Source organism: Pseudomonas sp. LBUM1658 (genome assembly GCF_059716055.1).
Genome location: NZ_CP166798.1, coordinates 256,854 through 283,557, shown reverse-complemented (window position 1 = coordinate 283,557; position 26,704 = coordinate 256,854). Strand labels below are relative to the sequence as shown.

The window sequence follows — 26,704 nt, the reverse complement described above, 5'->3', positions numbered from 1 at the left end:
ACGATGCTGCGCGCAGTTATTAGTGACCGGCGCTCTGACCACCATCGACGTGCAGGATTTCACCGGTGACGAAATTGGCGGAGTCCAGATACACGACGGCCTGAGCGATATCGCTGATCTCGCCCATGTGCCCAACCGGGTGCAAACTCCCCAGCGCTTCATGGGTTTCTTCGCCGTGCATCGGGGTTTTGATGATGCCGGGAGAAACCGCGTTCACACGGATGCCGCGCTTGGCATACTCGATGGCCAGGGATTTGGTCGCGGCGTTGAGGCCACCTTTGGTCAACGACGCCAGCACCGACGGCACACCTTCGATCGCGTGGTCCACCAGGCTGGTGGTGATGTTGACGACGTGGCCACTGCCCTGTTTTTCCATCTCGGTGATTGCGAGTTGGGTGATGTAGAAGAAACCATTCAGGTTCACCGACAGCACAGCAGCATAGTCTTCGTGGGTATAGGCGGTGAACGGCTTGGCGACGAAGATCCCGGCGTTGTTGACGAGGGTGTCGACACGGCCAAAACGTGCAATCGCTTCATGGATAACTCGCTGGGCGATCGCCGGGTCACCGATGTCACCCGCCACGGTGAGAATGTCTGGATCGGTGGACGGTTTGATCGAACGCGAGGTGGCAACCACCCGGTAATCAAGATCACGGAAAGCCTTGACCATACCTGCGCCGAGACCTTGGGATGCGCCAGTAATAACAATGACTTTTTTCGAATTGCTCATGATGAACCTCTACTGAAAATGATGGTTTGAGAAAGCGATCAATCAAGCTTCGGCGGGTGTCTGCGCCATTTGCCTCAGCATCTGTTCGTAGTACTCGACCGATTGCGAACCGGACACCAGGTGACGACCGTTGAGGATCATGGCCGGTACCGAATTGATGCCGCGCTCGCGGTAAAACGCTTCAAGCACGCGCACCTCGTTGGCGAAGGCTCCGGACGCCAGCACTTCATTCGCGCGCCCCCTGTCCAGCCCCACTTCGCCGGCCAGACGCACCAGCGTCTCGTGATCGCTCGGGTTCTGGCCGTCGGCGAAATAAGCGCGCAGCAAGGCTCGCTTGAGCGCGATCTGCCGCCCTTCCTGCGATGCCCAGAACAACAGACGGTGAGCATCAAAGGTGTTGTAGAAGTGGCTGCGTTTTTCCAGATCGAACCGGAACCCGATGGCCTGACCGCGAGCGATCTGCAGCGCTTTGCCGGCGGCGACTTCCTCGGCGCTGCGGCCGTATTTGCGCATCAAGTGCTGGACCGCGTTCTCGCCTTCGGCAGGCATATCCGGGTTCAACTCGAAAGGCTTGTAGGTCAGCTCGACCGAGACTTCATCCGCCAGATTCTCGATGGCTTGCTCCAGCGCCGTCGCGCCCAAGGCGCACCACGGGCATACCACATCGGAGACGAAATCGATGGTGACAGACGGCCTCATGACTGCCCCTCCGCCAGTTGTTTTCGGTACTGGGTGGTGGTCATCCCGGCATAGCCCCAGTTATCGGTGTCGACTTCTTCGATCACGATGTGGGTCAGGTCCGGGCGTTTGTTGAGGACGCGTTCCAGGGTTTCAGTGATTTCAGCGATCACCTGAGCTTTCTGCTCCGAGGTAACGCCATCGCGGGTGATGCGTACGCTGACGAAAGGCATGACAACTCTCCAGTGACCTTCCCTTCGGGATGATGGGGAGGTGAGTGGAGGTCAATGTAGGAGGTTGTTCTGGAGGGATAAAGATAGGCAAAAGAACATCATTTGTGACGTGGTGTAATGAGTATGGGGGTATCGAAGGTGAGAGACGTTATTTTTCCAGGCAAATTTTTTGGGCCACGCTTTCGTAGGCCCTGCTCCCGGAAACTGGAAAATTTTTGTGCGATTGACACTCTCCCGATCCGGGTCGAAAATAATTACTGAGGACTGCAATTGCGCATTTCTGGATATGGGCTCCAGTAACGCTCCCCCAGAATTTTGGCAGCAGAGAAACTGGCTCTCTCTGAAGTAGTGACGATGAGTCCGCTCATCGGATCCTGAACCCAAGGTCGGTGATGACCAGTGCTAAAGAATCGCTGCGACTACTCCTCATGAATCATTAAAGGCGCCCTTGCAAGGCGCCTTTTTTATGGATTTGTATCGACCGTCACTGTCTCCACAGTGATTTGCTTGAGGGCGCGAAACGGTGCGAGATCCGCTTCATTGGCCGTGGCGCAGGTGATCAGGCGCCACTCGCGTTCGATCGGCGTCCAGTGTTGTTGGCGGGCGCGGCCCAGTTTGTCGGTGTCGGCAAGTACGACGATCTGCGCTGCCCGTTTGATGATGCATTCCTTGAGGTACGCCTGCTGTGCGCTCGCTTCGCATAAGCCGAATTCCGCGACCACGCCGTCCGCGCCGAGGAAGGCTTTGTCGACGCTCAGCCGACTCAACGTCAGCTCCGCCAACGGTCCCAGGGTGCTCATGCTCGAGCCGCGCAGATCGCCGCCAATCAGGGTCAGGCGCACGCCCGGCGCGTTAGCGAGGGTCATCACGGCCAGCAGGTTGTTGGTCACCACATGCACGTCTTGTCGCGAGCACAGATGATGGGCCAGCGCGGCGCAGGTGGTGCCGCCGTCGAGCAGTACGGTATCGCCGTCCTGCACGTGAGCCGCGGCCGCCTGGGCGATCGCGTCCTTCTGCTCCCACTGGCTGGTCTTGCGTTCTTCCAGCGAGGCTTCTGGCTCATGGGCGCCGACCACCGCCGTCGCGCCACCGTAGGTTCGCACCAGGTGCCGCTGCTTGGCGAGCATGGCCAGGTCGCGCCGCACCGTCGCTTCCGAGACCCCGAGCGCCGCACTCAATTGCTCGACGTTGGCATCGCCAATACGTACGAGATCGAGGATGGCGCGGTGGCGTTCGGACGCTTTCATGGCTGGTCTCGCAATTAGGACGGTGGTCGATCTTACACGACAGCGTCCCTGCGCCTCATCCCCGTCGCGTAGCAAGCTCCGCACCCTGGCGCAGCGCTTCGAGCAAGCTGCGTTCGTCGGCAATGCCCTTGCCCGCAATATCAAAGGCGGTGCCATGGTCGACCGAGGTGCGGATCACGTCCAGGCCGACCGTCACGTTCACACCGGCTTCCAGCCCGAGCACTTTTACCGGGCCGTGGCCCTGGTCGTGATACATCGCTACGACCAGATCGAAGTCCCCGCGTCCGGCGCGGAAGAACAGCGTGTCGGCCGGCAGCGGCCCGGTCACGTCCAGGCCGCGCTCCTGCAACAGCTTCACCGCAGGAATGATTTTCTCTTCTTCTTCGCCATAGCCGAACAAGCCGTTTTCGCCGGCATGGGGATTGATCCCACATACGCCGATACGCGGCCTGGCGATGCCGGCCTTGATCAGCGTCGCGTTGCCACGCTCGATGGTGCGCTGGACCAGGCCCGGCTCAATCTTGCGGATCGCGTCGATGATGCCGATGTGGGTCGTGACATGGATCACCCGCAGTTGCGGTGCGACCAGCATCATCGAGACTTCGTCGACGTTGGTCAGATGGGCGAGCATTTCGGTATGGCCGGGATACTTGTGGCCACCGGCGTGCAACGCCTCCTTGTTCAACGGCGCGGTACAGATCGCATCAATCTGCTTGGCCTGCGCCAGCTCTACGGCACGGGCGATATATTGGTAGGCGGCGTCACCGGCGATGGGCGAAAGCTCGCCGAACGGCAAGTCCTCGGGAATCAGGTCGAGGTCAATGCAGTCGATGGTGCCGGCCTGGTACAGCGCCTGGGATGCATCTTCGATGCGGCGAATTTTTGCGCTGCCGCCGACGATGACATTGGCTTGCTCGAGTCGACGGGCATCGCCAATGACCAGCGGCCGGCATTGTTGGTAGACGATGTCATGAGTCAGGCTCTTGACGATGATTTCCGGGCCGACGCCCGTGGCGTCACCCATGGTGATGCCAATGATGGGGAGATAGTTACTCATAAGGTTTATTCGAGTCCTTGGGTTCGTGCGCGATTGGGCAGCGAACGATGAATGGGGTTCGGTTCTGCGCTATCGCTCAGGTATTGCCACGCCGCATACAACGCGTGGTCGCTGCCGAATGCGCCGGCCTTGGTAATGATCCCGGGACGATGGCCATGCCGGGAGGCGATCGGTCGACTGAAGGCGACACCGGCTTCTATTTCCGTCAGCAGTTGCAGGCTATCGATTCCGACCGTGGTCAGTATTGCCCGCGCCGTCTCGCCACCCGTTGCAATCAACCCGCCGACCTTGGCGAAGTGCGGTTCCACCAGAGCGGCCAGCATGGTCGAGAGATGCGCGCCCTCAAGGGGGTCGAACGCTTCATCGCGGCCAATGCGCAGCAGTAAGTCGCTCCAGCCGTCCAGTTGCTCACCGATGCGCGCTTGCCAGTTTGTCCAGTCGGCATGACTTGGGCCTTGGCGAAGGACCGCCGGCGGCACGATCATTTCGCTGATCCCGCCGCGCTCCTTGAGCAGTGCGCACTGCCGCTCGCAGACGCCCGAGAGACTGCCGACAAGCACCAGGACAGGCGCCTGAATTTTTTCGACGTAATTGGATTCGGTGGCAGCACGGCCCTGGGGCGGCGCCTGGAAAAAACCAGGCAGTTTGGCTATTTCCCGTGCAAGGCCACCCGAGCCGATCCAGAACAATGCCTGGTCCATGGCCGCGGTAATCCGCGCGAGGGTCAGCAGGTCATCTTCAGTTTGCGCATCGACGATCAGCGCCTGGATGCCGCTCTGAGCGACCTCTGTTATATGGCCTGCGAGTGCATCTTCGTTGCCGCGCAAGGTATCAATATCCAGCTTCGTGGTGGTCAGGCCAGCTTCGACGAGCATCGCTTCGACATCGGCAGGCCGGTCGAAATTTTCCAGCTTCCAGGTATCAGTTGTTTCCAGCGGCATGCCGTTCACGAACACCCTACCGCCGCGCAAGGTTCGCCCGGTCGCGGGAAACGCCGGGGCGACGATGGCCAGCCCAGCCAACGGTTGCAGGGCGGCGACTTCGGCAGCCCAGTTGCCGCGCAAGGTCGAATCGATTTTCTTGTACAACCGTCGTCCGGGTTTGTGCAGCGCTTTGAATGCGGCGACGGTGCGTTCAGCGGCCTCAGTCGGTGAAAGGCGCCGCGTATCTGTATCGGCGGCAATCACCTCGGCGTCAGCCTTGTCATTCAACGGATCGAGCGTCACTACCGTTTGCAGCCCCGCGCTCGCAAAGCCGATGGCGCAATCGGCCGCGCCCGACAGATCGTCTGCGATGATCAGTATGCTCATCGCAAGGCCTCCTGCTTTTGAGGCTCGGGCTCCGGTATGACGACGGGGTTGCGTTGTTGCACTCGCTTGGCGACTGCAGCGGTGAGCAGCGGCGCAAGGATCGCGGTCACCACGACGCAGGCGGCCACCAGTATGGTTGCGCTCTTGGCCGCTTCTGCGTACACCGGATTGGCCGCCGCGATCAGCGCAGGGACGGCTGCGGCGTTCCCGGCGGTGGTGGCCGCGGCGACGCCGGCGACTCCTGTTCCGCCGGTCAAACGATCTGCGAAGAACAACGGGATACCGGTCAGCACGACGACCGCAACACCCATTCCGAGACCCAGCAAGCCGGCTTGCCAGACGTTATGCAAGTCCAGGCTGGCGCCGAGTGCAAGGGCGAAGAACGGGATCATGACCGGAACGGCTTTGGCGAGAAAGTCACGCATATCACGGTCGAGATTGCCCAACAGCATGCCCAGAGCAAGTGGCAGGATGCTACCCACCAGCGTCGGCCACGGGAACGCCGACAGGCCGGCGATACCCAAGGTGACCATGGTCAGAAAAGGCCCGGACTCCAGCGACATGACCGAGTAAGCGCCGACGTCTTCGGAGCGGCCGTACTGCCCCATCAGCGCCATGTACAAGCCGCCGTTGGTATCGTTCATCGCGGCAACAACCGCCAGTGTCGATATACCCGCGAAGAGTCCAGACGAAATCGGCTGCTCGCCCAGGAAGTGCCCGAGGACAATACCGATGAGGACGGCGATGCCGACTTTCGTCGCGAGCAGCGTGCCGCCTTTCTTGAGCAGGTAGGGCGTGGCCTTGATATTGATGCTCGCGCCCATGCAGACATAGAACACCGCGAGGATCGGTAACGCCCCGGTGAACAACGCATTGGTGAATGAGCCAAAAAACTTCGGCGTATCGGGAAGGAATGTTGCAACCAGCGAACCAATAAGCAGCGGCACGATCATCATCCCGCCAGGAATGCGTTCAATGGTGCGCTTGATAGGAAATTGGGCCACGAGGGTCTCCTTTTATAATTGTTTGGTAAGACGTCTATCACCTCGAAATTGACTGAATCGATCACTTAATGATTGGATCAGTCAAATTAATCTTAGATCACCGGTCTAATTTGCGCAAATCAATCATCACGAATGATCGTTTCGATCATTTACGCTGGAGAACCTGGTGTGACAGGGCTGCTCATGCCTCTCTTCGTAGCAAGCTAGAGCCTTTGCCGAGCCCAATAAAAAGCCCCGAACCAGTCGGGGCTTGTTTTGTTAAGCCTGAAATCAAGCCTGGATGACGCAACCGATCGTCAGAAAATGTTGATCGGGTAATCGACGAACACCCGCACTTCGTTGCCGCTGACGTTGTATTCGCTGGATTTCTGCGACACGCGCAGGATCGAGCTGCGCAGTTTCACACTCAGGTCTTTGGCCGGGCCGCTCTGCACCACGTACTTGAACTGGTTGAAGATTTCCCGCTCGGTACCGCCGGTGCTGGTGGAGGTGGTGATGTTGTCACCACGCACATAGGCGAAGTTGTAGCTCAGGCCTGGAACGCCGAAGGCGTCGAAGTCGAGGCCGTAGCCCAGCTGCCAGGAACGTTCGTCTTCGGCGTTGAAGTCGGACCAGTAGGAGTTGGCCAGGTAGATGGTGTTGCCACCGTCGCCCACACGATTTTGTTCTTTCTGGTAGCCGCCGTAGGGGTAGCCAAGGTTGCTGTCGCCGGTGCTGCGCTGGTGAGCGAGGGTGAACGAATGCGGGCCAGTGGCGAACGTGGCTGCCAGGCTCCAGATATTGTTGTCATCACCGGTCGCACCGGTGGAACGAACGTAGGAGTCGTCCAGCTTGCTGCGATAGCCGTTCAAGTCCAGAGTGAGCGACTGATCGCTGGACAGCGGGAACACGTAGTTGGCGTTCACGTATTGTTTCTTCAGCACGTCTTCGACGTCGGAAGCGTACAGCCCGGCCTTGAAGTTGTCGGTGAACTGGTAGCTACCGCCGAGTACGTTGATGCTTTTCAGGCCACCGCTGTCACGGCCTTCAGCGCTCTTGCGCGATTCAGCGGTGAAGCGACCGGCGTTCAGCTCCAGGCCTTTGATCTCCTTGGAAGTGATCAGGGTACCGGTGTAGCTTTCCGGCAGCAGACGCGAGTTGTCGTAGTTCAGGATCGGCAAGGCAGGCATCTGATCGCCGTAGGTCAGCACGGTGTTGGAAACACGGAACTTGACCGCCGCGCCGGCCTTGGACAGATCATGGGCAGCGCTGCCGCTGTCACCTTGCTTGAAAAAATCGATCCCTCCGGCACCGCTGCGACCCTTGCCGCCATCCAGGCGTAGCGCGTACAGACCGAATGCATCGACGCCGACACCGACGGTGCCTTGGGTGAAGCCCGAGGAGAAGGTGCCGATGGCCGCTTGGCCCCATTCGGCCTTGTCCGGATTACCGTCTTTGAAGTCACGGTTCATGTAAGCGTTGCGCAGCAGCACTTTCAGGCTGCTGTCTTCAACAAAACCTTTGGACTCGGCTTGGTCATTGGCCATTGCTTGAGTGGCGCTCAAAATCCCCAGTGCGATCAGACTAATCCGCTTGTTCAACATTTTGTTATTCCTTATTACCGGTTGATACGCCCTGCAACTGCAGGCTGAAGTGGCGCTTGAACGCTCTTTTTTCAGCCGAAAACAAAAAGGCCCGCCCACGACTGATCGCGGCGGGCCTTTTATTATTTACAAGTCATGGCTGATGGCCACAGGCGTTAGTCGAATGCTAGCCGCGCTTTCAATGTAGTGTCAATTTCGTGAATCGTTGGTGGATATGTATAAATCGTCTAAGAACTCATAAAGGCATTCATCGGCAAGCTAATGCAATTGAGTGGTTTCAGGGTGCGCAACCATTCAACCAAAGGCCGGGAGGCTTGATGAAGAGTGGCCTTCCAGGCTGCCAACCGATTGTCTCAGCCAGGTGGCGAAGGCTTCAGACCTGCCAAACCAGGGGCCAATGTCGATCAATTCGAACTGTCTGTCTTGCTCCAGCACTAGTGTCGGGAACCCCTGACCACCGACTTGCGCCAACAACGCGCGACTGTCTTTTATGTGGTTCCGGGTTGCGCTCAGAGCAGTTGTTTCAAACGCTTGCGTGAAGGCTTGAGCTTCGAGACCGATGGCCTCGGCGAGCTCCAGCAAAACCTCTTTATCGGCAATACGTCGGCCTTCGAGGTAATGCGCCGTCTGCAAACGCTCCAACAACTCAAGACCGCGCCCGGCCAGTTGTTCGGCCGCCAGGATGGCGGTAATCGGTGGTGCCGAATCGAAGACCGCCGAATGATCGCGCAGCAAACCTTCGAAATACGCCTCACCAAAGGGCTGCCCGGTGTACTCGGCGATGCGCCGGTCATGGGGCATCACGTAATCGCGCAATTGGGGCGAAACAGTCTGGCGGCGGCTGCCGGTCATCATGCCGCCGCCATGGGCGATCACCGGCAATACAGCCCGTGCCGCTTGCATCAGCGGTTTGGCGCCATAACACCAGCCGCACAGAGGATCGTAGATGTAGTGAAGAGTTGCGGCAGACATGCTCAGCTCCAGTGAAAATTCAATGTCGGCAGCCTAACCCCGCGCTCGCCAATGAAAAACGCTGGAATGGCTTTCAGTCTGTTTCGCAGATCGGTCGAATGTCCCTCAGGGTCACGTCGTCGAGCCCTGACGCGCAGACACAACTTGAAACAATCAACCTGCCTAACCTTTCAAGAATTATTAACGGAAGCAAATAACAAGCATTACCATTCGCGCCCTCGATTTTTACCACCCTTTCGGATGTGCTTTAGAAATGCCTGCCCCCTTCCGCCTCACGCCCGTCACCCTCGGGCTTTGCGCTTTGCTGTCTGCCGGATTCACCTGTGCCACCACCACCCTGCCCGAGACATCCATCAGCGCCCAAGCGGATGTCGATGATCCGCGGGTCAAGGAAGTCAGCACCGCAACCCGTACCGCCACTCCCGTGCGCTATGTCCCGCAGGCCATCGACTCGGTAAAAACTGCGAACGTCCTCGACTACGGCACCGACGATCTGGGCAAGGCATTGAGTGGCATCCCCAACGTCAGCAGCGGCGCCGATACCCGTTTCGACAGCCTGCGCATCCGCGGTTTCGACGCCAGCAACGACTTCTACCTCGACGGCATTCGCGACGACAGCCAGTACGTGCGCGACCTGCACAACATCGAACGGGTCGAAGTGCTCAAAGGCCCGGCCGCCGTACTTTACGGCCGTGGCAGCCAGGGTGGGATCGTCAATCGGGTCAGCAAGCTGCCGCAGTTCGGCCGCCGTTCGACCATCGAAGCCCAAGGCGGTAGTGAGGATTTGCGCAGCTTGTATGCTGACCTCAGCACCGACCCGTCGGAGAACATCAGCCTGCGCCTGAACATGGGCAACATGGACCAGAACAGCTTTCGCGACGGCGTCAGTGGCAACCGCCAACTGTTCGCGCCGTCAATGAGCTGGCAACTGACACCGGAGCTGAACTGGCTGGTGCAGTACGAATACAGCCGCTACAACCGTACGCCGGATCGTGGCATTCCTGGGGTTGACGGGCGCCCGGCGGATGTCGGCCGCGATACCACCTATGGCGATGAACGCGACTTCATCGACGACAAGTCGCAATCGCTGCGCTCGAAACTCAGCTACGAACTCGCCGATAGCTGGCAACTGCGCCACACCCTGGGAGTGTTCAAGCTCAACAGTGATTTCGACAACACCTACGTGACCGGTTACAACGCGGCGGCAAGCACAGTGACTCGGCAACGCTGGCAGCAGGACCTGACGACCCGCAACGTCTTCAACAACCTGGAGCTGGAAGGCGGCTTCGACACCTTCGGCCTCGAACATCGCCTGCTCACCGGTATCGAGATCGGCAGCCAGCGCCGCGACCCGACGCTGTACAACGCAGCGGCGGTCAGTGCCGGTGGTCGCGCGGTGCCAACGCTCGACCTGTACAACCCCGACCGAAACCTGAGCCATACCGGGCGGATGCAGGTCTCCAGCGACAACCATACCGAGGTCGAAAGCCGCGCCGTCTACGTGCAGGATCAACTGCGCCTGAACGACCAATGGCAACTGCTTGCCGGCCTGCGCTACGACACCTTCGATATCGAGACCACCAACAAGCTGCGTGATATTTCCGAAGATCGCGACAGTCACAGCACCAGCCCGCGTGTCGGCGTGGTCTGGACCCCGCTGCAGAACCACTCGTTCTATGCTTCCTGGACCAAGACCTTCTCCCCGGTAGGCGGCGGTCTGATCGGCATCACCCCTGGCGCCGCTGGCAACAGCAACGATCTGAGCCCCGAGCTAACCAAGCAAAAAGAAATCGGCGTGAAAAGCGACTGGCTCGACGATCGCCTGAGCACCACCCTGGCTATCTATGAGCTGGAGCTCTACAACCGCCGCACCAGTGACCCTAATGATCCAACCGTCACTTTGCTCACCGGCGTGCAGCGCTCACGCGGGATCGAGCTGACCGCCAGCGGAAAAATTACCGGTAACTGGTACCTGCGAGGTGGGGTAGGCCTTCAGGATGCCACCGTCGAGAAGGACAACAACGGCTTCGAAGGCAAACGCATCAGCAACGTCGCCAAACGCAACGGCAGTCTGTTTCTGACCTGGAAACCGGAGATGGGCTGGTACGCCGAAACCGGCCTGACCCTGGTCGGCGAACGCTACGCCGACAATCTCAACACTACCGTGCTGCCGGGCTATGGCAGTTGGGATGCATTGGCCGGTTTCCGGCAGAAGGATTGGGATTTGCGCGCAGCGCTGAACAACATCAGCGACCGAACCTACTACTCGTCCGCCACCAGTGCCTTTCAGATCCAGCCGGGCGAACCGCGCAGCCTGGTGGTTACCGGGACCTATAGTTTTTAAAGCGAAGATCAAAAGATCGCAGCCTGCGGCAGCTCCTACGGGATTTGTGTACGCCGCAATCATGGACAAAAAAAAAGCGCTGCCATCCGGGCAGCGCTTTTACCAATCCGTTGTTTTCTTATCCTTCCATTACATCCCACAACGCTTCCAGTTCCGCTTCGCTGAAAAAACCAGCGGGGTAGCGCTCGATCATCATCCGGCGCGGATCAGAGTCTCTGATCTGACGCGTTCCATTGGACTTCAACCAGTGCGCCAGAACCTGGAGCGATTCGCTATTCATCGCCAAGGGATGCGATGTCCGCTCGCTGACCGTGTTCACTTCGGCGTTCATTTCAGCGCTCTCTCCTGGTTTGTGAGCGGCTAACTTATCCAAGGTTTATGACAGAACATCGCAGTTCCACACGTCCTAGATCTACCCCCGAATAGATACAAGAGCTGTGCCAATGTCGCGCTTTGAAGGTCTGCAAGCACAAAAAAGCCCGCAGTCCAGTCGGGCTGCGGGCTTGGTGCGGGCGGGGCAATTGGATCCACGGCCGTTGTCGACTTTCAGGCGACAACGGCTGTTACAACTGCACTCAACCTTTGTGCGGCGCGGGCTGCTGTTGGGTAAGGCAATGGATATTGCCACCGCCCAGTAACAGTTCGCGACCGGGAACCATCACCACTTCGTGCTGCGGGAACAGACTCTGGAGAATTTCCCTGGCCCGGTTATCCAGCGGATCGTCGAAGCTCGGCGCGATGATGCCGCCGTTGACGATCAGGAAGTTGACGTAAGAACCCGCCAGACGCACTGAAGGATTACGCTCCTGAGTGCCGTCTACCGGATCGACACCTGCACACTCTTCTTCGGTCGCATACAGCGGCCCCGGAATCGGCATTTTGTGCACGGTAAAAGTGCGGCCTTTGGCATCGCGGGTACTTTCCAGCACCTTCATTGCCGCCTGGCAACGCGGGTAGTTCGGGTCTTGCGGGTCATCGGTCCAGGCCAGCAACACTTCACCTGGGCGCACGTAGCAGCAGAAGTTATCCACATGCCCATCGGTTTCGTCGTTGAACAAACCGTCCGGCAACCAGATGATCTTATCCACAGCCAGCTGCTCGCTGAGGACCGCCTCGATTTCCGCACGATTCATGTGCGGGTTGCGATTGTGGTTGAGCAGGCATTCTTCGGTGGTGATCAATGTGCCTTCGCCGTCGACATGGATCGAACCGCCCTCGAGCACAAAGCCCTTGGTGCGGTAGCGCTGGCAGCGTTCGATCTCCAGGACCTTGCCGGCGACCTGCTCGTCGCGGTTCCACGGGCAATACAGACCGCCCTCGAAACCGCCCCAGGCATTGAAATCCCAATCGACACCACGAACTTCGCCATTGTTGTTGATGACAAAGGTCGGCCCGGTATCACGGACCCAGGCGTCGTCGCTGGACATTTCCACCAGGCGAATATTCGGCACGTCGAGGCGCGCACGGGCGTTTTCATATTGCCCGGCGGAAACCGCGACGGTCACCGGCTCGAAACGGGCGATGGCCTTGGCCACCGCCACGTGCGCGGCCTGCGCCGGCTTGCCGCCCAGACGCCAGTTGTCCGGGCGCTCGGGCCAGATCATCCAGGTCTGCGTCTGGGTGGCCCACTCGGCCGGCATGTAGAAACCGTCGGCGCGAGGTGTGCTGTGCAAAGTAGTCATGGCGATCAGGACTCCAGTGAACCGTCGAGGGTCTTGATCGCGCCGTACAGGTTCGGGCGACGGTCACGGAACGAACCCCAGGCACTGCGGGTGTGCTCCAGCTCGTCGAGGTCGAAGCTGTGGACCAACACGCCTTCTTCGGTTTCGTTGAGCTCCTGAACCTTCTCGCCGAACTGGTTGGCGATGAACGAAGAGCCGTAGAAGGTGATGTCGTAATCATCCTGCTCTTCATTGCCGATACGGTTGCTGGCGATCAGCGGCATCAGGTTGGCGCCGGCATGGCCTTGCTGCACGCGCTGCCAATGGTCGCGGGACGAAATGGTCTTGTCGTGCGGCTCGCTGCCGATGGCGGTTGGGTAAAACAGGATTTCCGCGCCTTGCAACGCCATGCTGCGGGCGCATTCCGGGAACCACTGGTCCCAGCAGATGCCCACGCCGATTTTCGCGTACCGGGTGTTCCAGACTTTGAAGCCGGTATCGCCCGGGTTGAAGTAATACTTTTCGTGGTAGCCAGGACCATCCGGGATGTGGCTTTTACGATAAATCCCGAGGTTGCTGCCGTCCGCATCGATGATCGCGATGCTGTTGAAACGGGCGCGGCCAGCCAGTTCAAAGAAGCTGATCGGCAGAACGACTTGCAGTTCTTTGGCGACTTTCTGGAAATGCTTGATCGCGACGTTTTCTTCAACCGACGTGGCCAGTTGCAGGTAATCGGGGTTCGGCTTCTGGCAGAAGTACGGGCTCTCGAACAGCTCCTGGATCAGGATGATCTGCGCGCCCTTGGCCGCGGCCTCACGGACCAGCTTCTCGGCGGTCTCAATGTTGGCTTCAAGGTCCCAGGAACAGGCCATTTGGGTGGCGGCGACGGTAACGATACGACTCATGAATCATCTCCTGGGCGAGTACAGAGGGTCGATTTTGGCATCGACCGATGACAGAAATGGGAACAACAAGGCGTGGTTCTCCACACCCTGGTGTTATGGCGACTTTATAGCCGATAAAAATCGGCTTTAAAAGCATTTCTATCTCCATACATCGTAAATATTTCAAATATTCTCGATAACAATCGAGTTAATGTCAGGCGACGCTTGTGTAGGCGCTGCCGAAGGCTGCGATCTTTGACGGTGGTAAATGCCCCGAAAATCTAGAGCAAGATCAAAAGATCGCAGCCTGCGGCAGCTCCTACGGGAGGGCATCAGCGTTTAAAGCCCCTCATCCAACACCTTCGACAAGGTATCGACAAAGAAATCCACGCTGTGTCGAGAGGTAACCATCGGCGGCTTGATCTTGAGGATATTCAGGTAATCGCCGGTGGGCTGCATGAAGATCCCCAGTTCACGCAAGCGATCGCACAACGCGGTGGTTTCTTCAGTGGCCGGTTCCAGGGTTTCACGGTTGCGGATCAACTCCACCCCCAGATAGAAGCCGGAACCGTGCACCGCGCCGACCAGCGGATGACGGTCGATCAGCGCTTCAAGACGCTCCTTGAAATACCCGCCGACGATCTGCGCGTTTTCCCAGAGTTTCTCTTCCTCCATCACGTCCAGGACCGCCATGCCGATCCGGCAACTGACCGGACTGCCGCCGGCCGAGGAGAAGAAGTACCCCTCGGCTTCCAGCGCCTCGGCAATTTCCCGGCGAGTGATGACCGCGCCCAGCGGCTGACCGTTGCCCATGCCTTTGGCCATGGTGATGATGTCCGGCACCACGCCCTGCTGTTCAAAGCCCCAGAAGAACTTTCCCATCCGGCCATAACCGACCTGCACTTCGTCGGCGATGCACACGCCGCCTTGGGCGCGGACCAGCGCATAGACCTGTTGCAGATAACCCGGCGGCAACGAAATACCACCGGCGTTGCCGTAAACCGGTTCGCAGATGAAACCCGCCAGCTGACAATTCTGCTCGGCCAGCCTGGCCAGATTGTGCTCGACGCTGCGCACGTAATCCGGCGCACTATCGAGGCCGCGGAACTCACCGCGATAGGTATTCGGTGCGGTCACCGGGTGCACCCAGTCCGGACGGGTGCTGAGGGCCTTCGGGTTATCGGCGATCGAGGTGGATATCGCATCAGTGGCCACCGACCAGCCGTGATAGGCCTCCAGCACGCTAAGCATATCCCGACCGCCGCTGTAGGCCCAGGCCAGACGGATCGCCAGGTCATTGGCCTCGGTGCCGCTGTTGACCAGGAACACCCGATCCATGGAATCCGGCGCCAGCGCCAGCAAACGTTCGGAGAACTCGGCAATCGCCGCGTAGTGAAAACGCGAGTTGGTGTTAAGCAGCGACCATTGGCGGCTGGCTTCGGCGGCCATGCGTGGGTGACCATGACCGAGCACCGCGACATTGTTGAGCATGTCCAGGTAAGAGCGACCCTGCATGTCGATCAGGTGGTTGCGCCAGCCACGCTCGATGCGCGGGGGGTCGACGTAATAGTGTTTTTGCGAGCGGGCGAAACTGGCGTCGCGGCGGGCCAGCAGGGCTTGCGGGTCGAGTTCGGGTTCAGCATCGCAGGCCAGCCCCAACAGCGCCGCCGGCGAAGGGCACAACGCCTGCCAGGCGGGGGCCTGTGAAGGGCTGCAGAACAGCGGTGGGCTAAGCTCCAGACCTCGGCACAATTGCACTCGCAACAGACCACTGACCTCGCCCAGGACCTGGCCTTTGACCAGCGCGGCGCCCGAATGCAACGAAGGCTTGACGCCCCACAGACGCACGCGCAACTGCGTGCTGTCGAGCTGCAGGGCACCATCGGCCGCCACATGCACAATGCCCGCAAATGGCGCCTCGACCGCAGTGCCAAGGGGCACCTGCAACTGCACATGCAACGGGCAAGTGTCCGGTTCAACGGAGCTGTCCGGACGGGTCCGGGACAAACGGTATTGCCCATAACGGCTGGCCGCCAGACCATGAGCAGCAGCGGCTTCGATCAGCAAACGCTCATCGATCCCTTCCTGTTCCCAGTTGCCGGCCTCGAAATGCGGGCTGAGCACACCCAGGTCAATCAAGGCGAATTCACGTCCCACCAGGCTCGGCAGCAACGGTGCGAAACCTTCGCTGGCAATCGGCGGCAATGAATGCCCCACCGCGGTGAGGATCGCCGCTTCCATCAAGTCAAACGGCACTGAGGTGGCGACGCGAAAAATCTCCCATTCATGGGTGAGATTATCGCGGCTGTATTGATTCTCTGGATCGATGCTGACCTGTTGCTCACCGCTGAGCACCAACACCGCCGCGCGCGCGACGATCAACGGCCAGAGCGCCAAGAGCTCCTGATGTTGCAGCGGATTGACCGCGTGGTAGGCGCGGATCGCCGGCAGAATGAAGAACGGATCACCCTCGGCATGATGCAGCAGGGCCGCGCAGGTCACCGACAGATCGGTAATGCGCCAGGTGCGAATCAGGTCGCCGAAATCGATAACCCCCTGCAGCTGCCATTGGCGCTGCGGGTCACGCTGCCAGACCACGTTGTCATCGGTGATGTCCATATGGATCGCCTGCACCGGCAGATCTGCCACCAGCGGTTGCAAACGACGTTCAGCGTCAAACGCGGCGGTGGCGATCAACGCGCGTTGGCGTTCATCATTGATCACCGGCAACAGGTGATTGATCAATCCATTGGCATGCCGCGCATCCCATTGCAGCGCGCGCTCCAGCCCCGGATGATGGAAGTTGGCCAGGGCCAGATCCATCTCACCACAGAGTCGCCCCAGGCCGCAGACCAGTTCATGGCCAAGATGCTTGAGGTGCGTCAGCGACTGGCCTTCGATGTAATCGAGCAAACGTACATGCAGCACCTGCCCGGCCACTTCCAGAGTGAGCAGGTCTTGACCGTTGATCGCCGCAATCACCCGTGGCACATGCAGCCCGGGATGCGCGCCCAGATGGTTGAGGGCCGCGTGCTGGGCTTCCAGCTCGATTCCCGCGTAGTCGCCACGACAGATTTTCAGGACGAAGCGGCCCTGGTCGCTGTCGAGCCGGTAGTTGAGATCCTGCTGACTGCCCAGCGAATGCAGCGTCCCGCTCAAACCGTAATGCACCTGCAGCAGCTCCAGCGCTTGCTGCGCAGTGACCTGCGGGCTCGGCAGACTGGCGCGATGAATCAACGTGGCGAGCGACATACAACAGACCTCTGGATTTTATTATCAGGCGCCTATATCGCCACTGCGACCGCTGATACGCAACCCCCGGATGCAGGTCAGCCATCGGCGACGGATAAATGTTTAATCCCGTGATCCACTCAAGGATTTTTCCTACGGAACGTGTAGAGCGACAGGAATGTTCGGGCTTAACCCATGCTGATAGGCTGACTTACCTGCAGCGCTGCGTCCCTGTAGGAGCGAGCTTGCTCGCGATGGACGTTAACGATAACGCGTGTTTTTCTGATTAAACGCGCCGCCCTTGAGTCCTTCGCGAGCAAGCTCGCTCCTACACGCGAAAGCGTCATCCCGGACTCCCGGCTCTGACCAGCACCACCCCTGGCCTGCCAACACGCTATGATCCAATGGCTCTACGCCCGTCATGAGGAGAAAGACTACCGACATGCGCATTCTCATTACCGGCGGCGCCGGCTTTATTGGTTCGGCCTTGATCCGCCATCTGATTCAGCACACCGAACACGAAGTGCTCAACCTGGACAAGCTGACCTACGCTGGCAATCTGGAGTCGCTGAGCTGCATCGCGACCGATACCCGCTATGAGTTCGTGCAGGCCGATATTGTCGATCAGGCCGCCGTCAGCGCGGTGCTGGCACGGTTCCAGCCGCATGCAATCATGCATCTGGCAGCCGAGTCCCATGTCGACCGCTCCATCGACGGCCCGGCGGATTTCATCCAGACCAACATAGTCGGCACCTACAGCCTGCTGGAGGCCGCCCGCGCCTATTGGCAGATACTGCCCGCGCCCGAGAAAAGCACCTTCCGTTTCCACCACATCTCCACCGACGAGGTCTACGGCGACCTGCATGGAGTCGATGAGCTGTTCACCGAAACCACGCCCTATGCCCCGAGCTCTCCCTATTCGGCCAGCAAAGCCGCGTCCGACCATCTGGTTCGCGCCTGGCAGCGCACCTACGGCTTGCCGGTGCTGTTAAGCAATTGCTCGAACAATTACGGGCCGTTCCATTTCCCCGAGAAACTGATCCCGCTGGTGATCCTCAACGCGCTCTCCGGGAAACCCCTGCCGGTTTACGGCGACGGCCTGCAGGTACGTGACTGGCTGTACGTCGAGGATCACGCCCGTGCACTGTTCAAGGTGCTGACCCAAGGTGTGGTCGGCGAGACCTACAACATCGGAGGCCATAACGAGCAACAAAACATCGACGTGGTGCAGAGCATTTGCAGCCTGTTGCAACAGCTGGTGCCGCAGCGTCCGGCCGGCGTTGGGCAATTTTCCGAGCTGATTACCTTCGTCAAGGACCGCCCGGGTCACGACCAGCGGTACGCTATCGATGCCAGCAAAATCGAGCGCGAACTCGGCTGGGTTCCCGAGGAAACCTTCGAAAGCGGGCTGCGCAAAACCGTGCAGTGGTACCTCGACAACCTCGACTGGTGTCGCCGCGTTCAGGACGGTAGTTATCAAGGCCAACGCCTGGGCAACAGCGACTTCAAGGATCTGATCGCATGATGAAGGGCATTGTTCTGGCGGGCGGCACAGGCACACGCCTGCACCCGATTACCCTTGGCGTGTCCAAACAGCTGCTACCGGTTTACGACAAGCCGATGATCTATTATCCGATCTCGGTACTGATGCTGGCCGGCATCAAGGACATCCTGGTGATTTCCACTCCCCGGGACCTGCCGCAGTATCGCAACCTGCTGGGTGACGGCAGCCAGTTCGGGGTGCGCTTCACCTATGCCGAACAGCCGTCACCGGACGGGCTGGCCCAGGCATTTCTAATCGGTGAAACATTTATCGGTGACGATTCGGTGTGTCTGATTCTCGGGGATAACATCTTCCACGGGCAGCACTTCACCGAGAAACTGCTACGCGCCGCCGAGCAGCCCGCAGGGGCAACGATATTTGGTTACCGGGTCAAAGACCCTCAGCGTTTTGGGGTGATCGATTTCGACAGCCTGGGGAATGTCTTGTCGATCGAGGAAAAACCTCAACGGCCAAAATCGGGTTTTGCCGTCACCGGCCTGTATTTCTATGACCACTCAGTGGTGGACATCGCCAAAGCTGTCAAACCTTCAGCCCGTGGCGAACTGGAAATCACTGACGTCAACAATGCCTATCTGCAACGCGGCGACTTGCGCGTCGAACGCTTCGGTCGAGGCTTTGCCTGGCTCGACACCGGCACCCACGACAGTCTGCTGGAAGCCTCACAATACGTGCAGACCATCGAACACCGACAGGGCCTGAAAGTTGCCTGTCTCGAAGAGATCGCCTACAACCAGGGCTGGATCGACCGCCAGCATCTGCTCGAGCACGCCAGTTATTTTGGTAAAACCGGATACGGCCAATACCTGCTCACCCTGGCCGGAGAAAACCCATGAATGTAATCACCACCGATCTGCCCGGTGTTCTGATCATCGAACCCAAGGTATGGGGCGATGAGCGCGGCTTTTTTTACGAAAGCTACAACGCCAGGGCCTTCGAAGAAGCGACCGGCCTGAACCGGCAATTTGTTCAGGACAATCATTCCCGCTCGCAAAAAGGCGTGCTGCGCGGCTTGCACTACCAGCTGGAAAACACTCAGGGAAAGCTGATACGGGTCACCGCCGGAGAAGTGCTCGACGTTGCGGTGGACATCCGTCGCAGCTCGCCGAATTTCGGGAGCTGGGTTGCCGTGCGGGTATCGGCTGAAAACCATCGCCAGCTGTGGATCCCGGAAGGTTTCGCCCACGGTTTCCTGGTGCTGAGCGACTTCGCCGAATGCCTCTACAAAACCACCGACTACTACACACCTTCGGCCGAGCGCTGTATCCGCTGGGACGATCCGATCCTGGCCATCGACTGGCAGCTCGGCGAAGCACCACGCCTTTCAGCCAAGGACCAGTCCGGCAAGCTGCTGCAAGAGGCTGATGTGTTCCCATGAGCACGCCCCTGAAGATCCTGATCAGTGGTCAGCACGGGCAGGTTTCCCGCGAGCTGCAACTGCACCTCAAGGACCTTGGTGAGCTGATCGTGCCGGGACGCGACCGGCTCGACCTGACCCAGCCCGAGCAGATCCGCCGGCAGTTGCGCAGCTTGCGCCCGGATCTGGTCATCAATGCCGCGGCGCACACGGCGGTCGATCAGGCCGAAAGCGAGCCGGATCTGGCGTTCGCGATCAATGCCACCGCGCCTGGGATCCTTGCCGAACAAGCCTTTGAGCTGGGCATCCCGCTGATTCACTACTCCACCGACTACGTGTTCGACGGCAAGAAAACCGCGCCATACACCGAGGATGATCCACCCAACCCGTTGAGCGTCTATGGCAAAAGCAAACTCGCCGGTGAGCAGGCGATCCGCAAGGTCGGCGGCGAGCATTTGATTCTGCGTACCAGTTGGGTCTACTCGGCCCATGGCCGTAATTTCCTGTTGACCATGCAACGCCTGCTGCAAGAAAAACCGCAGCTGCAGATCGTCGCGGACCAGATCGGCGCCCCCACTTGGGCCGGAACCATCGCCAACAGCACCCGCCTCCTGATCGAGCGCTGGCAAACAGGCCAGGTCGGGGCTTGGGGCACCTACCATCTGACCGCCCTCGGCGAAACTTCCTGGTTCGGTTTTGCCCAGGCAATCCGTGAACAACTGCAAGCCTTGGGCAAGCCGTGCGCGACCCTCGAGCCGATTCCGTCCAGCGCCTACCCGACGCCAGCCATCCGACCGTTGAACTCGCGCCTGGATTGCAGCCGATTGCAACAACAATGGGGCATCACTCAGCCGGACTGGCGCAGTGCTTTACGCGAGTGTCTTGCGCAGCAAGGCTAGGCATAATGCGTCTGTACCCACAGGCGTTCGACACCCATGACTCCTACCCTTCCCCGCAGACCCCGATGGCGCAGCCTGGCACTGCTCGCGCTATGCCTGGCGCCGTTGCTGTGGCCACTGGAGCACCTGGCCGAGCGTTATTACCGCAGCGAGCTGGCGGGTCAGAACCGGCAAACCCTCGACCTCTACGTCGCCAACCTGCTGGGCACGCTGCATCGCTACGAAGTGCTGCCGCAGATCCTCGGTGACCTGCCCTCCTTGCGGGCCACCCTGGCCGCGCCGGAACAGGGTGTCAGCCAAGACAACGCCAACCACTTGCTCAAGGACATCTGCGCCCAGACCGGCGCCGAAGTCATGTACCTGATGGACCCCACCGGCAAGACCCTGGCGGCGTCCAACTGGGACAAAAAAGACAGTTTTGTCGGACGTAATTTTTCTTTCCGCCCGTATTTCAGCGAAGCCATGGCCGGGCGTCTGGGACGCTTCTTCGGACTGGGCACGACCTCGGCCAAACGCGGTTACTTCTTTGCCGCTCCGATACGCGAAGGCGAGAAGATCATCGGCGTGCTGGTAGTCAAAGTTGACCTCGACCATACCGAAAGCCTCTGGGGCAAGACCCCCGAACAACTTCTGGTGACTGACCATAACGGCGTGGTGATCCTCACCTCGAGACCGGAATGGCGCTTTCGTGCGACCCGTCCGCTGACCGACCAAGAGCGCGGGGCGATTGCCGCGATCCAACCCTACCCAATCCTCGACCCCCAACCGCTGGATTTCAGCCCCAATGCCTGGCTGACCCAGACCCGGCAGATCGATGAAACCGGCTGGAGTGTCAGCATCCTCGCGCCGCGCACCCTGATCGACCGCCCGGTCCGTACCGTGGTCGCGGTAGGCGGTGCGACCCTGTTGGTGCTGATGCTGCTGCTTGGTCTGATGATCCAACGCCGCCGCCATTACCTGGACCGCATCGCCTTCGAAGCCAAGGGCCGCCGCGAGCTGGAAATGCGCGTCGCCGAACGTACCAGCGACCTCGAAGGCCTCAACCGTCGCCTCAAACAGGAAGTACTGGAGCGCGAGCATGCTCAGCAAGAGCTGGTCCGTGCACAGGATGATCTGGTGCAGGCCGGCAAGCTGTCGGCGCTGGGCACCATGTCGGCGAGCATCAGCCATGAACTCAATCAACCGCTGGCGGCGATTCGCAGCTACGCGGAAAACGCCGAAGTGCTGCTCGATCACCAACGCACAGAGGACGCTCGCGGCAACCTGAAACTGATCAGCGAGCTGACCGGACGCATGGCCTCGATCATCGCCCATCTGCGGGCCTTCGCCCGCCGCGACCGCCACGCGCCGGAAAGCGTTGCCCTGCAACCGGCGCTGGATGACGCGCTGGCCTTATTGGCCAAACGCAGGCGCGCCATGGAAGTCGAGCTGATCCGCGACCTGCCAGCCGCCACGCTATGGGTCGAGGCCGGCGAAACCCGCCTGCGCCAGGTGCTCGGCAACCTGCTGGCCAACGCCCTCGACGCACTGACCGAAAAAGCCCCGCCGCGCAAGCTCTGGCTGAGTGCCGAAGCCACCGCCGATGGCGTCAACCTGTACATTCGTGACAATGGACCAGGTTTTTGCATGGAGGCCCTTGGCCGCGCCAGCGAACCTTTCTACACCACCAAGACCCGCACCCAAGGGCTCGGGCTGGGCTTGGCGATTTGCGACACCCTGATGCGTAACTTCGGCGGCGAACTGTCGTTTGCCAACCATCGCGAAGGTGGCGCCCTGCTAACCCTGCAACTGCGCGCCGGTGCGCCAGGAGTCAATTTGCAACCATCCGAGGACCGCAGTGCATGAGCAATGCTATCGACAGCCGCATCCAGGTGGTGTTGATCGACGACGATCCCCATTTGCGCCAGGCCCTGGGCCAGACCCTCGACCTCGCCGGGCTGAAAATTCTCCCGCTGGCTGAAGCCAAAGGCTTGGCCGGGCGTCTTGGACGCGACTGGCCGGGGGTGGTGGTCAGTGACATCCGCATGCCCGGCATGGACGGCATCGAGTTGCTGAACGAACTGCACGCGCAAGACCCGGACCTGCCGGTACTACTGATCACCGGTCATGGCGACGTACCACTGGCGGTACAGGCCATGCGCGCCGGAGCCTATGACTTCCTGGAAAAACCCTTCGCCAGCGATGCTCTGCTCGATAGCGTGCGCCGCGCCCTGGCCTTGCGCCAACTGGTGCTGGACAACCGCAGCCTGCGTCTGGCCCTGAGCGACCGGCATGAACTCAGTGCGCGGCTGGTGGGCCACTCGGCGCCAATGCTGCGCCTGCGCGAACAGATCGGCGCACTGGCCGCAACCAAAGCCGACGTACTGATCCTTGGCGAAACCGGCGCCGGCAAGGAAGTGGTGGCCCGCTCGCTGCACGACCTGTCGAGCCGTCGCAACGGTCCGTTTGTCGCGATCAATGCCGGGGCCTTGGCCGAATCAGTGGTCGAGAGCGAATTGTTCGGTCACGAGCCCGGGGCGTTCACCGGTGCGCAAAAGCGCCGCATCGGCAAATTCGAATTCGCCAACGGCGGCACGCTATTCCTCGATGAAATCGAAAGCATGAGCCTGGATGTGCAGGTCAAATTGCTGCGTTTGCTGCAAGAGCGGGTGGTCGAACGCCTGGGTGGCAATCAATTGATCCCGCTGGATATCCGCATCATCGCCGCGACCAAGGAAGACCTGCGCCAGGCGGCGGATCAGGGGCGCTTCCGCGCCGACTTGTATTACCGGCTGAACGTCGCGCCGCTGCGGATTCCACCGCTGCGCGAGCGCGGTGAAGACGCGCTGATGCTGTTCCAGCACTTTGCCGACGAGGCCAGCACCCGCCACGGCCTGCCACCCCACGAACTGCAACCGGGGCAACGGGCCTTGCTGCTGCGCCATAGCTGGCCGGGCAATGTGCGCGAACTGCAGAACGCCGCAGAACGTTTCGCCCTCGGTCTCGAACTGGCCCTGGATAACAGCGCCCCGGACGGCAGTAGCGCATCCATCACCGCCGACCTCAGCGGTGGTCTGAGCGAGCAAGTGGAAAACTTCGAGAAATCCTTGATCGCCGCCGAGCTGGCCCGCTCCCACAGTTCGCTGCGCAGCCTCGCGGAAGCGCTGGGCATTCCACGCAAGACCCTGCACGACAAACTGCGCAAACACGGACTGAATTTCGCCGATAGCGCTGCCAACAGCAGCGCCGACGAACTCGATTGAGCCACCGACTAATCTTCACACCAGCATTCTGAAAAAGAGGCCCGTGCATGAACCGCGACAGTCATTACCTGGAATCGCTGCTCCATCACGACATCCCCCTCACGCGGGACATGGGCCTCAAGGTGCTCGACTGGAAAGCCCGACAACTGCGCCTACATCTGCCGCTGGAGGCCAACGTCAACCACAAAAGCACCATGTTCGGCGGCAGTCTGTACTGCGGCGCGGTACTGGCCGGCTGGGGCTGGCTGCATTTGCGCCTGCGTGAAGAGGGCATTGAAGACGGGCACATCGTGATTCAGGAAGGCAAGATCAGCTATCCATTGCCCGTCACCTCCGATGCCGCCGCGATTTGCGACGCCCCCAGTGAAGGGGTATGGAAGAAGTTTCTGGCGACATACCAGCGTTACGGACGGGCCCGGCTGACGCTGCATACACGCATCGTCAATGTCGGCAGTGATGCGGATGCCGTGGTCTTTACCGGGCAATATGTGTTGCATCGGTAACGCTCCGCATATCAACACAACGTATAACTTATATCCACTTGGATGAAAGTACTTACTTGATGCTGAAAGCAAAGATGACGCTACTGGCATTAGTGTCGCCTTTTTGAACAACTATCTTCTGGTCCCCAGAACAAACCACCTTTTGATAATCAACAACATCGACAGTCGCCGTGTAGCCGTCTTTTATTCTGCAGTTTCCTTGATTTTTTACATATTCCCCTGGCGTGTGCCTCATATCCGACATTCCCAGGATAATTTTTCCTTCAGATAATATCGGGGTAACATTCACTGTCACGGGATCTCTTGTTATTTCCCAATCATTATCTCCCGGATGCATTTCGAAGGTTTCGCCATTTACTCCTACCATTAAATACATACCAACAGGAGGCGCAAGAATCTTGATGGAAGCTTGGCGAGAAGCCGTATTGGAGGCACAACCCGAGAAAAGACAGAGCAAAGCGATCAGAGGCAAATTAAGTATTTTCATGAAAATCTCCATAGCTGAAGCAAAACATGAGCACTTCATTGTTTATCTAAATTATTTAAGCGACGACACCACCAGTTCGCCCGATATGAATTCCAACATCAAGGAATCTCATCCGGCAATTTAAACTGCGAACATGGTTTCTTTGCTATCACAGCACTCATCAACAAGTGCATGACCTGATGCTAGCATCAAGTCAGCCACTTGAAACCTGTCAGATCTGACAGTGTATAAATTAACAGTAGCTAAACAACAGCCTGACTTTGCAGTTATTTGATTAGGCTGAACTCAAGGCTAATAATTTTTCACGCCACGCCACGCCGGCTGGCAGCGCCAGGAAAAACGCGTTAAGTAAGGATTCGCGCGCTGGATAACTGAACGGCGCACCGCTCAAATCCAGCACCTCACCACCCGCGCCTTCCAGCACGCCCTGCGCGGCGGCGGTGTCCCACTGGGAAGTCGGTGCAAGCCGTGGATAACAATCGGCGGCCCCCTCTGCCAACAGGCAGAACTTCAGTGAGCTGCCGATATTCGCCAACTGCAGCTCACCCAGGCTGTCACTCAGCCCGGCCAGCAATCGCTCCTGTTCGGGGCTCGAATGCCGACGGCTGGCGACCACGGTAAACGCTTCGCCGGCGGGCGGAACGTCCCGTACATGAATAGGCATCGGCTCTGCGTCTGTGTCGGCGCGCCAGGCACCCAGACCAGCACCGCCGAAATAGCAGCGGCCATTGGTCGGCATCGACACCACACCGAACACCACGCGGCCTTGTTCGATCAAAGCGATATTGACGGTAAATTCTTCACTGCCGGAAATGAATTCCTTGGTGCCATCCAGCGGGTCCACCAGCCACCAGCGCTGCCAGCCAGCGCGCACGCTCAGCGGGATGTCGGCATCTTCTTCCGAAAGCACCGGGATGCTCGGGTCCAGAGCCGTCAGGCCAGCCAGGATCAGATGATGAGCGGCCATGTCAGCCGCGGTCACCGGTGAGTCGTCGAGCTTGGCGGTGACTGCCACATTGGCGCGCCAGAATGGCAGAATGGCTTCACCGGCCTGAAGCGCCAGTTCGATGACCGGGGCCAACAATGGATGGGGTAAACCCATCGTAAGCTGGCTCATGGCTGAAACATCCCACGCTCAGTCAGCACATCGCGGGCCAGATACAGGGCCGCCAGCGCACGACCTTCGGTGAACTGAGGATTCTGCACCAAGGCCGACAATTCCCGCAGATTGACCCGATCCACGCGCATCGGCTCAGGCTCATCGCCCTCAAGGCGATCTTCGTAGAGCTCGGTCGCCAGCACCACCTGAATCTTCTGGCTCATGTAGCCTGGCGACAACGACAGCTCAGTCAAATGCTCAAGTTGGCGCGCACCAAAACCCGCCTCCTCCTTGAGCTCGCGCTCAGCCGCCGCCAGCACATCTTCGCCCGGCTCAATCAGCCCCTTGGGCAAAGACAGCTCGTATTCATTGGTGCCGCCGCAATACTCTTCAATCAATACCGCGTGATCGTCATCAAGCATCGCCACGATCATCACCGCGCCATAACCGACACCTTTGCTGACCAAGCGCTCATAGGTGCGCTCGACGCCATTGGAGAAGCGCAACTGCAGCTCTTCGACACAGAACAAACGGCTGGTGGCGACTATCTCGCGGGCGAGTATGGTGGGTTTCTGGCGCATGGCGGCTCCTTGAGGTGAACGCGGTACTATACCCCGGCTTA

The 26,704-nt window shown here is 59.5% G+C and carries 24 protein-coding genes; 8 read left to right on the top strand and 16 right to left on the bottom strand.

Annotated features, from left to right (window positions below):
• Positions 1 to 19 precede the first annotated feature (19 nt).
• From ACA064_RS01245 to ACA064_RS01205, 9 genes are all read right to left on the bottom strand, one after another.
• A complete protein-coding gene (locus tag ACA064_RS01245; protein ID WP_497671767.1) occupies positions 20 to 730 on the bottom strand; it encodes an SDR family NAD(P)-dependent oxidoreductase in 711 nt (236 codons plus the stop codon).
• Positions 731 to 772: 42 nt separating this feature from the next.
• Complete coding sequence (locus ACA064_RS01240; RefSeq protein WP_497671766.1) at positions 773 to 1,429, bottom strand: DsbA family oxidoreductase; 657 nt, start codon at positions 1,427 to 1,429, stop codon at positions 773 to 775.
• Complete coding sequence (locus tag ACA064_RS01235; protein ID WP_497671765.1) at positions 1,426 to 1,641, bottom strand: tautomerase family protein; 216 nt, start codon at positions 1,639 to 1,641, stop codon at positions 1,426 to 1,428. The genes ACA064_RS01240 and ACA064_RS01235 overlap by 4 nt, the downstream gene beginning before the upstream one ends.
• 464 nt (positions 1,642 to 2,105) lie before the next feature.
• A complete protein-coding gene (locus ACA064_RS01230) occupies positions 2,106 to 2,888 on the bottom strand; it encodes a DeoR/GlpR family DNA-binding transcription regulator (protein ID WP_497671764.1) in 783 nt (260 codons plus the stop codon).
• Positions 2,889 to 2,943: 55 nt separating this feature from the next.
• On the bottom strand, positions 2,944 to 3,945 hold the full coding sequence (gene pdxA, locus ACA064_RS01225) for a 4-hydroxythreonine-4-phosphate dehydrogenase PdxA (RefSeq protein WP_497671763.1): 1,002 nt from the start codon (positions 3,943 to 3,945) through the stop codon (positions 2,944 to 2,946).
• Positions 3,946 to 3,950: 5 nt separating this feature from the next.
• Positions 3,951 to 5,255: a four-carbon acid sugar kinase family protein gene (locus ACA064_RS01220; protein WP_497671762.1), complete on the bottom strand. Its 1,305-nt coding sequence runs from the start codon at positions 5,253 to 5,255 to the stop codon at positions 3,951 to 3,953.
• Positions 5,252 to 6,259 (bottom strand): 2-keto-3-deoxygluconate permease, encoded by a 1,008-nt coding sequence (locus tag ACA064_RS01215; protein ID WP_497671761.1) that lies wholly within the window; start codon positions 6,257 to 6,259, stop codon positions 5,252 to 5,254. The genes ACA064_RS01220 and ACA064_RS01215 overlap by 4 nt, the downstream gene beginning before the upstream one ends.
• 296 nt (positions 6,260 to 6,555) lie before the next feature.
• Positions 6,556 to 7,842, bottom strand: a complete 1,287-nt coding sequence (locus tag ACA064_RS01210; protein WP_497671760.1) for an OprD family porin — start codon at positions 7,840 to 7,842, stop codon at positions 6,556 to 6,558.
• Between the two features lie 294 nt (positions 7,843 to 8,136).
• Entirely contained in the window at positions 8,137 to 8,814 is a 678-nt protein-coding gene (locus ACA064_RS01205; protein WP_497671759.1) for a DsbA family protein, read from the bottom strand.
• A gap of 253 nt (positions 8,815 to 9,067) precedes the next feature.
• On the opposite strand from ACA064_RS01205, the gene ACA064_RS01200 reads away from it, so the two are divergent.
• Positions 9,068 to 11,158 carry a TonB-dependent receptor gene (locus ACA064_RS01200; protein ID WP_497671758.1) on the top strand — a complete coding sequence of 697 codons (2,091 nt, stop codon included), beginning with the start codon at positions 9,068 to 9,070 and terminating at the stop codon, positions 11,156 to 11,158.
• Positions 11,159 to 11,276: 118 nt separating this feature from the next.
• On the opposite strand, the gene ACA064_RS01195 is transcribed toward ACA064_RS01200, so the two are convergent.
• The 4 genes from ACA064_RS01195 to ACA064_RS01180 form a co-directional block, all read right to left on the bottom strand.
• On the bottom strand, positions 11,277 to 11,489 hold the full coding sequence (locus ACA064_RS01195) for a hypothetical protein (protein ID WP_497671757.1): 213 nt from the start codon (positions 11,487 to 11,489) through the stop codon (positions 11,277 to 11,279).
• A gap of 244 nt (positions 11,490 to 11,733) precedes the next feature.
• On the bottom strand, positions 11,734 to 12,840 hold the full coding sequence (gene aguA, locus ACA064_RS01190) for an agmatine deiminase (protein WP_497671756.1): 1,107 nt from the start codon (positions 12,838 to 12,840) through the stop codon (positions 11,734 to 11,736).
• Positions 12,841 to 12,845: 5 nt separating this feature from the next.
• On the bottom strand, positions 12,846 to 13,724 hold the full coding sequence (gene aguB / locus ACA064_RS01185) for an N-carbamoylputrescine amidase (RefSeq protein WP_497671755.1): 879 nt from the start codon (positions 13,722 to 13,724) through the stop codon (positions 12,846 to 12,848).
• Positions 13,725 to 14,042: 318 nt separating this feature from the next.
• On the bottom strand, positions 14,043 to 16,955 hold the full coding sequence (locus tag ACA064_RS01180; RefSeq protein ID WP_497671754.1) for an aminotransferase: 2,913 nt from the start codon (positions 16,953 to 16,955) through the stop codon (positions 14,043 to 14,045).
• 421 nt (positions 16,956 to 17,376) lie between these two features.
• Here ACA064_RS01180 and rfbB point away from each other — a divergent pair, with 421 nt between their 5' ends.
• From rfbB to ACA064_RS01145, 7 genes are read left to right on the top strand one after another with little or no spacing between them, the layout of a single operon-like run.
• Positions 17,377 to 18,459: a dTDP-glucose 4,6-dehydratase gene (rfbB, locus tag ACA064_RS01175; protein WP_497671753.1), complete on the top strand. Its 1,083-nt coding sequence runs from the start codon at positions 17,377 to 17,379 to the stop codon at positions 18,457 to 18,459.
• The gene (gene rfbA / locus ACA064_RS01170; protein ID WP_497671752.1) at positions 18,456 to 19,331 is read left to right on the top strand and encodes a glucose-1-phosphate thymidylyltransferase RfbA; all 876 of its coding nucleotides are present in this window, start codon (positions 18,456 to 18,458) and stop codon (positions 19,329 to 19,331) included. The genes rfbB and rfbA overlap by 4 nt, the downstream gene beginning before the upstream one ends.
• Complete coding sequence (rfbC, locus tag ACA064_RS01165) at positions 19,328 to 19,873, top strand: dTDP-4-dehydrorhamnose 3,5-epimerase (RefSeq protein ID WP_497671751.1); 546 nt, start codon at positions 19,328 to 19,330, stop codon at positions 19,871 to 19,873. Before rfbA ends, rfbC begins: the two co-directional genes overlap by 4 nt.
• Positions 19,870 to 20,751 carry a dTDP-4-dehydrorhamnose reductase gene (rfbD, locus tag ACA064_RS01160; RefSeq protein WP_497671750.1) on the top strand — a complete coding sequence of 294 codons (882 nt, stop codon included), beginning with the start codon at positions 19,870 to 19,872 and terminating at the stop codon, positions 20,749 to 20,751. The genes rfbC and rfbD overlap by 4 nt, the downstream gene beginning before the upstream one ends.
• Positions 20,752 to 20,787: 36 nt before the next feature.
• Complete coding sequence (locus tag ACA064_RS01155) at positions 20,788 to 22,596, top strand: sensor histidine kinase (RefSeq protein ID WP_497671749.1); 1,809 nt, start codon at positions 20,788 to 20,790, stop codon at positions 22,594 to 22,596.
• Positions 22,593 to 23,993 (top strand): sigma-54-dependent transcriptional regulator, encoded by a 1,401-nt coding sequence (locus ACA064_RS01150; RefSeq protein ID WP_497671748.1) that lies wholly within the window; start codon positions 22,593 to 22,595, stop codon positions 23,991 to 23,993. The genes ACA064_RS01155 and ACA064_RS01150 overlap by 4 nt, the downstream gene beginning before the upstream one ends.
• A gap of 47 nt (positions 23,994 to 24,040) precedes the next feature.
• Positions 24,041 to 24,496 (top strand): thioesterase domain-containing protein, encoded by a 456-nt coding sequence (locus tag ACA064_RS01145; RefSeq protein WP_497671747.1) that lies wholly within the window; start codon positions 24,041 to 24,043, stop codon positions 24,494 to 24,496.
• A 52-nt stretch (positions 24,497 to 24,548) separates the two neighbouring features.
• On the opposite strand, the gene ACA064_RS01140 is transcribed toward ACA064_RS01145, so the two are convergent.
• The 3 genes from ACA064_RS01140 to nudE form a co-directional block, all read right to left on the bottom strand.
• Positions 24,549 to 24,983 (bottom strand): hypothetical protein, encoded by a 435-nt coding sequence (locus ACA064_RS01140; protein ID WP_497671746.1) that lies wholly within the window; start codon positions 24,981 to 24,983, stop codon positions 24,549 to 24,551.
• 274 nt (positions 24,984 to 25,257) lie between these two features.
• Complete coding sequence (gene cysQ / locus ACA064_RS01135) at positions 25,258 to 26,085, bottom strand: 3'(2'),5'-bisphosphate nucleotidase CysQ (RefSeq protein ID WP_497674148.1); 828 nt, start codon at positions 26,083 to 26,085, stop codon at positions 25,258 to 25,260.
• Positions 26,086 to 26,096: 11 nt separating this feature from the next.
• Positions 26,097 to 26,663, bottom strand: a complete 567-nt coding sequence (nudE, locus tag ACA064_RS01130) for an ADP compounds hydrolase NudE (protein ID WP_497671745.1) — start codon at positions 26,661 to 26,663, stop codon at positions 26,097 to 26,099.
• Positions 26,664 to 26,704 lie beyond the last annotated feature (41 nt).

Excerpts from the sequence above, each read along its gene's own strand:
- ACA064_RS01180 (WP_497671754.1), bottom strand. The coding sequence starts at position 16,955 with ATGTCGCTCGCCACGTTGATTCATCGCGCCAGTCTGCCGAGCCCGCAG.
- ACA064_RS01145 (WP_497671747.1), top strand. The coding sequence starts at position 24,041 with ATGAACCGCGACAGTCATTACCTGGAATCGCTGCTCCATCACGACATC.
- aguA (WP_497671756.1), bottom strand. The coding sequence starts at position 12,840 with ATGACTACTTTGCACAGCACACCTCGCGCCGACGGTTTCTACATGCCG.
- rfbC (WP_497671751.1), top strand. The coding sequence starts at position 19,328 with ATGAATGTAATCACCACCGATCTGCCCGGTGTTCTGATCATCGAACCC.
- ACA064_RS01150 (WP_497671748.1), top strand. The coding sequence starts at position 22,593 with ATGAGCAATGCTATCGACAGCCGCATCCAGGTGGTGTTGATCGACGAC.
- ACA064_RS01245 (WP_497671767.1), bottom strand. The coding sequence starts at position 730 with ATGAGCAATTCGAAAAAAGTCATTGTTATTACTGGCGCATCCCAAGGT.
- ACA064_RS01220 (WP_497671762.1), bottom strand. The coding sequence starts at position 5,255 with ATGAGCATACTGATCATCGCAGACGATCTGTCGGGCGCGGCCGATTGC.
- pdxA (WP_497671763.1), bottom strand. The coding sequence starts at position 3,945 with ATGAGTAACTATCTCCCCATCATTGGCATCACCATGGGTGACGCCACG.
- aguB (WP_497671755.1), bottom strand. The coding sequence starts at position 13,724 with ATGAGTCGTATCGTTACCGTCGCCGCCACCCAAATGGCCTGTTCCTGG.
- ACA064_RS01210 (WP_497671760.1), bottom strand. The coding sequence starts at position 7,842 with ATGTTGAACAAGCGGATTAGTCTGATCGCACTGGGGATTTTGAGCGCC.
- ACA064_RS01140 (WP_497671746.1), bottom strand. The coding sequence starts at position 24,983 with ATGAAAATACTTAATTTGCCTCTGATCGCTTTGCTCTGTCTTTTCTCG.
- ACA064_RS01205 (WP_497671759.1), bottom strand. The coding sequence starts at position 8,814 with ATGTCTGCCGCAACTCTTCACTACATCTACGATCCTCTGTGCGGCTGG.
- ACA064_RS01155 (WP_497671749.1), top strand. The coding sequence starts at position 20,788 with ATGACTCCTACCCTTCCCCGCAGACCCCGATGGCGCAGCCTGGCACTG.
- ACA064_RS01195 (WP_497671757.1), bottom strand. The coding sequence starts at position 11,489 with ATGAACGCCGAAGTGAACACGGTCAGCGAGCGGACATCGCATCCCTTG.
- ACA064_RS01235 (WP_497671765.1), bottom strand. The coding sequence starts at position 1,641 with ATGCCTTTCGTCAGCGTACGCATCACCCGCGATGGCGTTACCTCGGAG.
- rfbA (WP_497671752.1), top strand. The coding sequence starts at position 18,456 with ATGATGAAGGGCATTGTTCTGGCGGGCGGCACAGGCACACGCCTGCAC.
- ACA064_RS01200 (WP_497671758.1), top strand. The coding sequence starts at position 9,068 with ATGCCTGCCCCCTTCCGCCTCACGCCCGTCACCCTCGGGCTTTGCGCT.
- ACA064_RS01240 (WP_497671766.1), bottom strand. The coding sequence starts at position 1,429 with ATGAGGCCGTCTGTCACCATCGATTTCGTCTCCGATGTGGTATGCCCG.
- rfbB (WP_497671753.1), top strand. The coding sequence starts at position 17,377 with ATGCGCATTCTCATTACCGGCGGCGCCGGCTTTATTGGTTCGGCCTTG.
- rfbD (WP_497671750.1), top strand. The coding sequence starts at position 19,870 with ATGAGCACGCCCCTGAAGATCCTGATCAGTGGTCAGCACGGGCAGGTT.
- cysQ (WP_497674148.1), bottom strand. The coding sequence starts at position 26,085 with ATGGGTTTACCCCATCCATTGTTGGCCCCGGTCATCGAACTGGCGCTT.
- ACA064_RS01230 (WP_497671764.1), bottom strand. The coding sequence starts at position 2,888 with ATGAAAGCGTCCGAACGCCACCGCGCCATCCTCGATCTCGTACGTATT.
- nudE (WP_497671745.1), bottom strand. The coding sequence starts at position 26,663 with ATGCGCCAGAAACCCACCATACTCGCCCGCGAGATAGTCGCCACCAGC.